The 9,435-nt window shown below is 64.3% G+C and carries 10 protein-coding genes; 1 reads left to right on the top strand and 9 read right to left on the bottom strand.

From position 1 onward, the window contains the following. Positions 1 to 581 precede the first annotated feature (581 nt). Positions 582 to 725: a hypothetical protein gene (locus GGC47_RS27245; protein ID WP_429069869.1), complete on the bottom strand. Its 144-nt coding sequence runs from the start codon at positions 723 to 725 to the stop codon at positions 582 to 584. Between the two features lie 24 nt (positions 726 to 749). On the opposite strand from GGC47_RS27245, the gene GGC47_RS27240 reads away from it, so the two are divergent. Further along, on the top strand, positions 750 to 1,253 hold the full coding sequence (locus GGC47_RS27240) for an alpha/beta hydrolase (protein ID WP_429069868.1): 504 nt from the start codon (positions 750 to 752) through the stop codon (positions 1,251 to 1,253). Here the strand turns inward: GGC47_RS27240 and GGC47_RS27235 are convergent. From GGC47_RS27235 to GGC47_RS27200, 8 genes are all read right to left on the bottom strand, one after another. Continuing rightward, complete coding sequence (locus GGC47_RS27235; RefSeq protein WP_429069865.1) at positions 1,187 to 3,145, bottom strand: type IV secretory system conjugative DNA transfer family protein; 1,959 nt, start codon at positions 3,143 to 3,145, stop codon at positions 1,187 to 1,189. The two genes, GGC47_RS27240 and GGC47_RS27235, sit on opposite strands and share 67 nt — an antisense overlap. A 166-nt stretch (positions 3,146 to 3,311) precedes the next feature. Next, positions 3,312 to 4,370, bottom strand: a complete 1,059-nt coding sequence (gene virB11 / locus GGC47_RS27230) for a P-type DNA transfer ATPase VirB11 (RefSeq protein WP_429069863.1) — start codon at positions 4,368 to 4,370, stop codon at positions 3,312 to 3,314. After that, on the bottom strand, positions 4,333 to 5,679 hold the full coding sequence (gene virB10, locus GGC47_RS27225; RefSeq protein WP_429069861.1) for a type IV secretion system protein VirB10: 1,347 nt from the start codon (positions 5,677 to 5,679) through the stop codon (positions 4,333 to 4,335). The genes virB11 and virB10 overlap by 38 nt, the downstream gene beginning before the upstream one ends. A 9-nt stretch (positions 5,680 to 5,688) precedes the next feature. After that, positions 5,689 to 6,483: a P-type conjugative transfer protein VirB9 gene (virB9, locus tag GGC47_RS27220; protein WP_429069859.1), complete on the bottom strand. Its 795-nt coding sequence runs from the start codon at positions 6,481 to 6,483 to the stop codon at positions 5,689 to 5,691. Beyond that, entirely contained in the window at positions 6,480 to 7,196 is a 717-nt protein-coding gene (locus GGC47_RS27215; protein ID WP_429069857.1) for a VirB8 family type IV secretion system protein, read from the bottom strand. The genes virB9 and GGC47_RS27215 overlap by 4 nt, the downstream gene beginning before the upstream one ends. Next, a complete protein-coding gene (locus tag GGC47_RS27210) occupies positions 7,193 to 8,326 on the bottom strand; it encodes a TrbL/VirB6 family protein (protein ID WP_429069856.1) in 1,134 nt (377 codons plus the stop codon). The genes GGC47_RS27215 and GGC47_RS27210 overlap by 4 nt, the downstream gene beginning before the upstream one ends. A gap of 199 nt (positions 8,327 to 8,525) precedes the next feature. After that, positions 8,526 to 8,723 carry a hypothetical protein gene (locus GGC47_RS27205; RefSeq protein ID WP_112761547.1) on the bottom strand — a complete coding sequence of 66 codons (198 nt, stop codon included), beginning with the start codon at positions 8,721 to 8,723 and terminating at the stop codon, positions 8,526 to 8,528. Beyond that, entirely contained in the window at positions 8,720 to 9,427 is a 708-nt protein-coding gene (locus tag GGC47_RS27200; RefSeq protein WP_429069854.1) for a type IV secretion system protein, read from the bottom strand. Before GGC47_RS27200 ends, GGC47_RS27205 begins: the two co-directional genes overlap by 4 nt. Positions 9,428 to 9,435 lie beyond the last annotated feature (8 nt).

Genomic DNA, 9,435 nt, shown 5'->3' with positions numbered 1-9,435 from the left:
CGACGTTGAGAGGCCGCCCAGAAGCGAACATCGGGTCGGGCGTCGATAGCGGTCCGTTCCCGCCCGTGAAACACCGCGCGCCAGCAAAGCAGCACCAACGCCGCCGCGCCTGAAAACGCAACCAGGACCGCCGTGCTCGCGGCGAGTCCCGCATGTTCCATCAGCACTGCGAGCGCAAGGGGCGCTGCGGGGCCTTCACCTGCGGCTTCGCCCAAAGTCCCCGATAAGTGACTCCTGGTCGACGTTTAAGTTTGGCAAAGACCTCTTCCGTGTCGGCCATCTGCGCCACTGCTTTAGGATTAACAAACGCCCCCCTCTATTTCTGTAACGCCGGCATCGGTGATGACATCAATGAAAGCAAGTTTTTGCTCCACCGTGAGAGTTTGCGCCTCAATTTGCACACTGTCTCGCGGCCCCCACTTCTACAAGATGAACACGGCTCGAGGCGGACATCAGACATTCCTATTGGCTGCGTCTAGTGCGGCGAAATGCGGTGGGATTTGCCGCTACAAATGCCGAGGGCGACCCAGGCCCTTTAGAGCTGCTTCTTTTACAGTTTCACCGCCACGTGACGATGATAGTCATTGCCCACGAGATTGGCTTTCCCGGTCGTCGGCGTCGCCGGCAGCGTCAATCTCGCCTTCCGCGACGACGGCATCGGCGGCGGAAAACGGAACCAACACATCCGGGATCGTGAAGAGGTTAGCTTCGGCGACATAGCGCACGGCCTGATCGACAGAGCCCGGGCCGTGCCGCTGCGCTTGGACAACCGACCCGCCCAGACGCAGCCGGTCAACTTGGCCAGGCGCGACGCACCGCCGGTCTTTCTGGCTACGGGATCGGAGGACACGACGGTGCTTCCGCGCAACAGCGAGCGCCTGGCGCTGGCGCTCCGAAAGGCGGGCGCGCGATCGGTCTCGCTGAAGATCTATCAGGGGCTCGGCCATGCCGGCACGGCCACGGCCCTGTCCCGGCTTCTGCAATGGCAAGCGCCTGTTCTCGAAGACGTCGTTGCCTTTCTTCAGGCGGCAAGAGTTGGGCAACTGCCGGGTTCTGCACCAGCAGCGGTTTCACTACGTGTTCCGGCTTTGGAGCGTCGGGAAGCGGACGTTCCAGATGTCGGCAATGGGCCAAACTCGCCCATTCAAAACGTAGGCGCTACGAGAGGTGCCGACGTTCTGAGGGATTACCGGCGCGGTAGGCCGGGGTCACCAAACCCGCGCTGCAGCATCGCAAAGGTCTCCACAGCTTGAGTAATGGAGCCGTTTGGAGCAGAACTTTCAAGAGTCTGCATCATTGTTGCGAAGACAGCGTCCTGTTCAGCGCTAGCGGACGCGATCATCGCCCGTAGATCGCAATTTTCTCCAACGGTAGCGGGCGGCGAGCCAAGGCTCAATTTCCTGGATGGTTCCGCGTTCGACCGGGCCTCAGCGGTTTTGCCAACCATGGAGCGCTCAGTGCGGCCCGCCGTAGGTTCGGGATGCGGTGTCGGTGTTTCCCGGCTTGTCGGCGGCGTGGTTCCTCCGTTCCATTCTGGCTTGGGAGCAGCCCCGGACGGCTGCCCCAATTCGGATTGATTCATCGTCGCCGATGCATTGATCGCTCCCACCACCTCCTCGTCATGCCAAGGGCGCAGCCTCGGTAGCTGCGGTGGCGCTCCTTTCGAGGCCTCATAGAGCCGCCGATACGGCCGATCCAGGTAATGCCGGATCTTGGTAAGCTCGAAGGATGGCGAGTTCTTCACCATCAGGATCGAGAGCCGCGCCGACATCTCGCGCAGCTCGAGCGGGCTGCGGAGCGGCCGCGGCGTATAATGGGGCGCCCAGGCGCGAGGCGAGAAGATCCCCTGCCCGGGTCGCATCACCGGCGTCTTGTAGATCTGGGTGGTCTCGCCGAGCATCTCCGACACGAATTCCGACGTCTCGAGATCGTTGATCTGGATGAAAAGCTTGATCTGCGACCCAGAGAGCGTGGTGATACGCGTATTCCGGCCATAGAGCTCGTCGAGCTGGGCGATATCCTGCAAGATGATCGCCATCCGAAAGCCGTAGCCGGCAGAAATGGTGATCTTCGAGATCAGTGAGTCCATGCGCCCAACATGGTAGAACTCGTCGAGCATGAGCAGCACCCGATGCGGTTCATCCGGGCCCGGGATCTTTTCCATCAGCAGGTCGTGGATCTGCTGGAACAGGATTCGGATCAGCGGTCGGAAGATCGCGAGTTCGGCAATGGTGCAGCCGATGAAGATCGTCATCGGCCGCCTGCGAAGTTCACGGATATCGAAATCGGAGGTCTCGGTCGCCGCTGAAATCAGCCCATTGTTCCAAAGGCTCATCGCCATGTTGACGTTGAACACGGCGCTGTTGCGGGTCTCGGGCTCCAGCGCGATGTACTGATTGAAGCTGTCGATGACCCAGGTCGGCAGATACTGGGATTCAGTCTGCACGATCGCGCGCAGGACGGTCGAGATGTCCTTGCCGGTCGTCGTCATGCGGGCGACGCTGCGCATATGCTGGGCTGATGCCGTCAGTGGCGACGAGAGCACATAGCCGATCAGGGCCGAGAGCAGCAGGCGCCCTGCCCCGGCCCAGGTGTCGTCGGCCTTCTCCGGAATGACGAAGCTCGCGACGACCAGGCAATCGGTCGCCATGCGCTCGTCGCGCCGCACGAAATCCAGCGGATTATAGCGATGGGTGTCGGGCGAGCCCGGCGAGAACATGAAGACCTTGTCGCCCTGCCGCCGCCGATGGCCTGCAAGCGCCTCGAAATTCTCGCGCTTCGGATCGAAGAAGACGGCCGAACCCTGCCAGAGATAGCCGTTCGGCAGCACGAAGCCGGTGCCCTTGCCCGATCGCGATGGGCCAACGACGAGGATGTGGGCCGGCTCGTCCGAGCGGAAGGTGACACCGTTCAACGTGCCGAGAATGATGCCCTGCTTGCCGGTCAGTCCCTGCTTCGCGGCCTCCATGATGGTGCCGAAGCGGGCCGCGCCAAATGGCATCTGCCGGCGGTTGACCAATCCGACGATGACGAGGCCGATGCCAATCGCGACGACGGTGCCGGCAGCATAGCCGCCGCGGATCAACGCCTCCGTTTGCGTCGGCGGATAGATGAGCCTCTCGCAGAAATGCCGCCAGGCGATCAAGGCGAAGCCGGACGAGCGGTCGGCGTTCTGCATCCGAAGCAAGGCCCAGCGTTGCGCCCCTTCGGCTGGAAAGCGCGATGGCGCCCAGCGCAAACCGACGATGACCTCATAGGCGAGGCTCCACAGCAGCCAGAAGGCGATCAGCGCCAGGACGGCGACGCCGATCCTATAGGCGACGATGCGCGCCATGGCCCTCTTGCCCTCGCTGGCGTTCATCCAGCCATTCCGCCATCCGCCTGAAATAAACCGCGGACGTGCCGCGCCAGCCGCCGATCTTGGTCTGCTGGATCACGATCGGCAGGACGGATTTGATGTAGGCGATGATCTCCGCGCGCTTCAGGCCGAGCCCGGCCTGCATCACCATGAGGGCAAGCTGCTCGAAAGCGCCGGCGGGACTATCGGCATGAACGGTCGTGATGCTGCCGGGATGACCGGTATTGATCGCGCGCAGGAAGGAATAGGCCTCGGCGCCGCGGATCTCGCCGAGAAAGATCCGGTCGGGGCGCAAGCGCAGCGACGCCTGCAACAGCATCTCGACAGTGACGCGCGCCTCGCCCTGATCACCCTTCGAGGCGATCAGCGGCAGATAGTTCGGCTGGATCGGCCTGACTTCGCGGGTGTCCTCGATGGTGATGATCCGCTCATCGGCCGGTACCTCCTTCAGGATCGCGTTGAGGAAGGTCGTCTTGCCGGAACTCGTCCCGCCCGAGAGCAGGATCGAATAGCGGTTGATCACGGCGAGCCGGATGAACTCTTCGATCCGCCCGGCATCGAGATGTTCGCAGAGCGCCCGGTCGATCTCGCTGAGCGTTCTCTCCCCGACCCTCTCCACCTGCCTGAACGAGCCGAGCCTGCGGTAATCGTCGAGCTGCATCTCCTTGATCACCTGCTTGCGGATCGCGAAGGCGCCGCCGGCGGGGGTCGCCGGCGGAATGACGCCCTGGAAGCGCTCACCGGTCGGAAGCGCTGCCGACAACAGCGGATGTTCCTCATTCACGCTCTGCCCGGAATGGCCAGCGATGCGCTCGGCGAGATGGCGGATCGCCTGCTCGGTCAACTCTGGAACCTCGTGGCGCTCCATCTCCGATTGACCGAAACGCTCGACCCAGACCATGCCGGGACCATTCGCGCAGATCTCGACGACCTGATCGTCGTCGAGCCAGGGACGGAGCGGCCCAAGCGCGCGATCAAGGAAGACCGTGAGATTTCTGGATGGTGCGCTCACGCCTGAGCTCCCGCAGCGCCTCCTTCACCGGATCGGGGTAAAGGGACGAAAAATCGAGGTCCCGCCGAACGAAGACGATGATCCTTGTGCCCTGGTCGAGATGGATCGTCGGTGGGATGTTGATCGAGTTCTTCAGTGCCTCCTGGGCGATATTGGTCAGGGTCTGCGAGACATTCTGGGCAGCGATCTGCCTCGCCTGAAGCGAGAGCTGGTTTTGACCGACGCCGGTCTGGGTCTGCGTGACCACGCCGGTCGCGGGATCGGTCGTGGTGATGACCGTGCCGTCGCCCGTCATGTCGTAGTTCTGGCCAAAGCCGCTCAGGAACTGCGCGGCGCCGCCGACGAGCGACAACATGATCGCGGCGCCGAAGCGCTCGAGATAGTGGTTGTCGACGGTGCCGGCGCTGCCGGCCCGGCCGAGATCGTCGGTGCCGTTCGAACCGAGCTGGACCGAGACGCCGTCGGAGCGCAGCAATCGCGTCCAGACGACGAAGACACGGGTCTGACCACGGGTGAGTCCGGACTTGTATTCGCCGACGAGACGGCTCCCGGCCGGGATCAGGATACGCCGGCCGTCGAAGGACCAGACATTCTCGGCGACGACGGCACGTACCATGCCCGGCAGATCGCTCTGGACGGCGGTCTCGAGCACCCCGCGGATCATCGTGCCCTGGGCTACCAATGCGTCGATCCGGTTGTTCCTGGTCGCGCGCGCGACATCGACGCCGGCGGCGGAGACCGAGGCGAGGAAGCGACGATTGGGGTCGTCGTCCGCCGCTGCCGCTGGTCCGGATGCGCTCTCGGGATTCATCGCGCCGGCGGCCGTCGCGCTATTGTCCGAGATAACCTGTGACGCGCGCAGGCGCTCCCATTTGCGGCGCTCCTCCTCCGCCAGACGCTGGCGTTCGAGCTCGGCCAGACGGCGTGCCTCGTCGTCATTTGGCATTGCGGCCGGGAAGGGAGGCTCGGGCGCGGGCGGCGGGTGGATGGTCTGCGGTGGTGCCGGCGGAGGCGCCGCCGGCTCGACCGGCGCTTGCGGAATGACGATCGTGCCCTGGTCGGTCTGAGGCCGCGGCGTCGACAGCGACGGCGCGGGAAACTGCGTCGTCGCGAACTCCTCCTTGTCCGGCGTGGTCATGACGGTCGAGCGCTGACTGGTGGTGCGATAGATCAGCCAGCCGGCGACGACGACCGCCCCGACCGGAACGCCCACCGTAAGCAGGCGCCCGAGCACGGTGCGGCTGCGCGCGACCGAGGTCGCGGCGACGGCCTCCAGCTCGAAAGCGCGATAGTCCTCGGCGCTCGGCATCGCTTCTCCTTATTGTCCCGTCGCGTCGACGCGCCGTGGCCCATAGGGCTCGAGCCCGGTCGGTTCGTGCAGATTGGTGCGGCGCCGGTTGAAGATGCAGGTCGCCTCCTGGCCATTGCGCAGCGTCCACTGCGCCGCGACCTTGTCGACGACGACATACGGTCCTTCCGTCCGGAAATTGACCAGGCTCTCATTGCGGTCGCCGTCGACGATATAGATCGCCGGCGTCTCACCCTCGAAACGGAACCAGGTCTTGGTCCCGTCGTCGAATACGGTCACGGGCTTGTTGGCGGAAGCACCCTTGTAGCCGTACTCGCTATTGGCATTGGCGATATTGAGGGCCTTCAGATTGGGATGGGCGGCGCGCTCTTTGGCGGCCGCGAGCAGGCGCGCATCGGCCTCGTCATCCGGGAAGCGGAAGCGCACGGCGTAGGTCTGGTTTTGGACAGGATGCGTGTTCGAGCGCAGCAGGAAGACATAGACACGCTTGGTGGTGACGACATTCAGGTTCGATTGGGCGTTCTTCTCGACCGGTTTGACGAAGATGATGTCGCCCTTGCGATTGGGCTCGACCTTCCAGGCGATCGCATCGCCAAGCGCGAGGGTCTCGATCTTCTCGTCCGACTGGAGCTGGATCATCGTCGAGGTGCCGTAGCTGGCGTCGATCGCCGTGACATTGTCGCGGTTGTAGGCGACGTCGCGGATGCGCGCGTCGGTTCGGCCCGGCCTCGGCGTCGCCTCGGCGCAAGCTGCGGAGATTGGCAGGGCCGAGATCGCGAGGCCAAGCAGGATGCGCCGGATCACGGCTGGCTCCCGGCGGTGCCCGGCGAAGGAGCCGTCTCCTGGTCGCGGCGATATTCGAGCACCTGGAACCCGAGCGGGTTGTCGAAGCGCCATTGGTTGCGCATCGGCGTTGCGGTGTAGCGGAAACGGACGAGCGAGACCCAGTGGCGGGTCAGGAGGTTGGTCGCCGCTTTCTGGTCGGTCGAGAAGCGCACCAGCGCCGTGCGGTTGTTCGGGAAAGTCACGGATTTGATGGTGACCGCGACCTCGGTGTTCGAGCCGAAAAGCTTGACCGGATTGTTCGGGTTCGCCGGCGAGTAGATCTCCGTGAGCTCGCGCGAGGCATCGCCCGCTGAAAGCAACTGGGCGAGGTCGAAATTGTCCTTGAGCGCGCGGGGATCATAGGTCTCCCGCGCCTTGATATAACGCACGACACTGAACATGGTGACGGCTTCGTCCTGGGTCAGCGCGCCCTCCGCCATCGGACGCTTGACCTCGACGAAACCCGTCGTCTTGTCGACCACGACCATATAGGGCTCGTAGGTCTTGAGCGGCACGAGCAGGGCGAGCAGGCCGAGCGCGACGATGGCGACGATCGACATCATCGCCGCGACGACCCAGGCAAGTGCCCGCGAATTGCGGTTGCGGCGAGCGAGATCATGTTCCCAGCTCGTGCCCTCAGCATAATAGCGCGGATCGACCCGAGGTTTTTCCGATGCGGCGACCTCGCTCATGACTGCCCTCCCCGCTCGCGGGTTCGCGGCGCGGCAGCCTGATTGCGAATCTGGTCGGCGAGCCGGCGGAATTCGGCCGTCTCAGCCCAGGAGCCGGCGCGCAGGCCAACGCGGGCGCGCTGACGAGCGGTCAGTTCCTCGCGCCGCGACAGCGATGCTGGCTTGAAGGGATTGCGCAGATCGAGCCGAGTCCGGTTGGCGGCGAGGCCGAGACGATAGCCGGTCGCTGTCGCCAGCACGGCGCCGATCCGCGGAGCGTGGACCGGAACGCCGCCGGCGATCGCCGCGGCGACGTTGTTGATCTGAGCGAGCAGCAGGACGCCGATGATGGCGAGCAGAACGACCGGACCGATCGTGGCCCAGGTCGCGGATTTGCTGCCGGCGACGCCGTTCAGCGCATCGATCGATTGCTGGATCAGCGAGACGTAGAAGGCGAGGAAGGCGTAGACGAGGACCTGTACCATAAAATACTGCGCGATCGCGCCGAGCCAGCCGCTGAAGAAGCGGCTCGTCACGCCGAAGAGCAGCAGGATGATGAAGAGCGGCGCGAGCGCGAGCAGCAGCCACATGAACATCTTCGAGAGAATGATCAGGAAGATCGCGAAGCCGATCAGGATCGCCATCGCGACATAGAAGACCGCGGCGAAGATGTAGGGCCCCCAATTGGTGATGCCGGCATTCTGCAGGAAGGCTTCGGTGGCGCTGTTCGTCGTGTCCCACATGTTCTGCAGGGCATTCTGGACGCCGTTGACCGAGGTGAGATTGGCCGAGGTGCCGGTGTTGTTGGCGGTGGTGACGACGCTGAGCAGCGCGTTGCCGATGGCCGAGGGGCCGCTGTTCATGGCGTTGTAGATCAGGGTCTGGAAATCGTTCCAGCTTGTGGCCAGTGCGTAGATGATGAAGGCCCGGAGCAACCTGAAGGCATGCTCGGCCGGGCCGCCGGTCGCGGTTCCCTGCCAGATGCCGATACCCCAGAAGATCACGTAGAGCGTAAGCAATAGCCCGGCGACGCTGGTGGCGCCGCCGGAAGTCGACGCGTTCGCCAGCGCCTGATAGGCGTTCGAGACATAGTTCTGCCCGATCTGGTCGACGGATTGCAGAAGCGTCGTGACGCTGAAGCTGTTGCCCATCGCTCTCCTCAGATCGGCCGCATCGGGCCGCAGGGCGTCAGCGAGGTGAACACCGCAGGAGCCAGCGGTTCGCTTCCCGCGTATGAGGCGATCGAGGAACCGTCCTCATCGGCGGCGCACGGCGCCTTCAATGGCTTGTAGGCGCAGCCGCTGAGAAGGCCGGTCAACAACATGAGCGTCGTCAGCCTGTGGAGGACCTTCACGGTTTCAGCGCCTTCGGTTGCGTGAACGTCGTGGCGCGTGAGGCGCCCTTCGCTGCGTCGTCCGAACTCTGCGTGATGGCGGATGTCGCGGGGCGGATGGAGCGAGCCGTCGAGAAGCCGATGGCGGCCGCGACGAAGGCGATGACCAACCCGCCGAGGCACCACAGCACGACCTTGCCGGTGTCGCCTGTCATGGAGTGAACTTCATGGCGCGGGCCGCTGCCGATTCCGCCGCGAGGCGATCGAGATTGGCCTGGTTGGCGGCGGCCGCGGCCGTGTTCACCGTGCCGCTGAGCTCATTGATGGTCTGGCCGGTCTGGATCTGAACTTGCGTGTTCTGATCGACGCTGCCCTTGAGATCCTGGGCCTTGCCGATTTCCTGACCGCCTTGGGAGAAGGCCTGAGAACGCTGCCTCACCGCGCCTTGCGTGGAATCGATCAGCCCTGACAGGGTCGCCGCGACATTGACCGAGTTCTTGTAGGCGGTGTCGACCGGATGGGTCCTGCCGCCGACGAGCCCGGTGATGGTCTGCACGAGCTGCAGCCCGTTGATCAGCGAGGACACGATGTTCTGCGATCCGGAGCCCATCCCGGCGAAGGAGAGCGTCCCGCCCGAGATAACCGAGCCGAGTGAGGGGGCCGATCCCATGGAGAAGCCACCGCCGAGCGCCATCTGCGCGAGCGAGCCTTGCGCCTGAGACGAGCGGTCTCCGGTGACTGCGGCCAGCGTCCTTTGCGTGTGTTGCATGATCTGCTGGTCGGCGACGAGGATCTGACGCGTCGTCGAGGCGATTTCCTGGGCCTTGGCGAGATTGGCGTCGTCGCGGGTCGGGACTTGCGCGAAGACCGGGCTCGCGATGGCGATCGCAAGGCCTGAGAGCAACAAGCGGGGACGCATCGATCTCT

Origin of the sequence: Allobosea sp. OAE752 (assembly GCF_050433265.1) — a bacterium.
Classification (GTDB): Bacteria; Pseudomonadota; Alphaproteobacteria; order Rhizobiales; family Beijerinckiaceae; genus Allobosea; species Allobosea spartocytisi.
This window is presented reverse-complemented; position numbering and strand designations above follow the sequence as displayed.